The organism is Anaerococcus cruorum, from assembly GCF_046365495.1.
Taxonomy (GTDB): Bacteria; Bacillota; Clostridia; order Tissierellales; family Peptoniphilaceae; genus Anaerococcus; species Anaerococcus cruorum.
The window spans coordinates 1-1,260 of the sequence record NZ_JBGMEH010000011.1; the positions used below are offsets into that span (position 1 = coordinate 1).

The 1,260-nt window shown below is 50.9% G+C and carries 1 rRNA gene; it reads left to right on the forward strand.

The annotated features are described in order from the left end of the window. Positions 1–1,232 (forward strand): 16S ribosomal RNA (locus ACCQ40_RS08170); the annotation flags it as partial. Between the last annotated feature and the right edge of the window lie 28 nt (positions 1,233–1,260).

Genomic DNA, 1,260 nt, shown 5'->3' on the forward strand with positions numbered 1-1,260 from the left:
CAGTAGCCGGCTTGAGAGAGTGTACGGCCACATTGGGACTGAGACACGGCCCAGACTCCTACGGGAGGCAGCAGTGGGGAATTTTGCACAAGGGGGGAAACCCTGATGCAACGACGCCGCGTGATTTAGAAGGCCTTCGGGTTGTAAAAATCTTTTGTATAGGAAGAAAATGACAGTACTATACGAATAAGGTCCGGCTAATTACGTGCCAGCAGCCGCGGTAATACGTAAGGACCGAGCGTTGTCCGGAATCATTGGGCGTAAAGGGTACGTAGGCGGGTTTTTAAGTTAGAAGTCAAAGGCTATAGCTCAACTATAGTAAGCTTCTAAAACTGGAAACCTTGAGAGATGGAAGGGAAAGTGGAATTCCTAGTGTAGCGGTGGAATGCGCAGATATTAGGAGGAATACCGGTGGCGAAGGCGACTTTCTGGCCATTTTCTGACGCTGAGGTACGAAAGCGTGGGTAGCAAACAGGATTAGATACCCTGGTAGTCCACGCCGTAAACGATGAGTGTTAGGTGTCTGGAGTAAATCTGGGTGCCGCAGCTAACGCATTAAACACTCCGCCTGGGGAGTACGCACGCAAGTGTGAAACTCAAAGGAATTGACGGGGACCCGCACAAGCAGCGGAGCATGTGGTTTAATTCGAAGCAACGCGAAGAACCTTACCAAGTCTTGACATATTACGGAGTGTTCTAGAGATAGTTCATTACATCTTCGGATGACTGTAATACAGGTGGTGCATGGTTGTCGTCAGCTCGTGTCGTGAGATGTTGGGTTAAGTCCCATAACGAGCGCAACCCCTATGGCTAGTTACCATCATTAAGTTGGGGACTCTAGCAATACTGCCGGTGACAAACCGGAGGAAGGTGGGGATGACGTCAAATCATCATGCCCTTTATGACTTGGGCTACACACGTGCTACAATGGCAGGTACACAGGGCCGCAAGACAGCGATGTTAAGCAAAACTCAAAAAGCCTGTCCCAGTTCGGATTGCACTCTGCAACTCGAGTGCATGAAGTTGGAGTTGCTAGTAATCGTGGATCAGAATGCCACGGTGAATGCGTTCCCGGGTCTTGTACACACCGCCCGTCACACCATGGAAGTTGGCAATACCCGAAGCCTGTGAGCTAACCCTTTGGGGAGCAGCAGTCGAAGGTAGGGTCAGTAACTGGGGTGAAGTCGTAACAAGGTAGCCGTATCGGAAGGTGCGGCTGGATCACCTCCTTTCTAAGGAAGCCCGGCCTGGTGGGTGGAA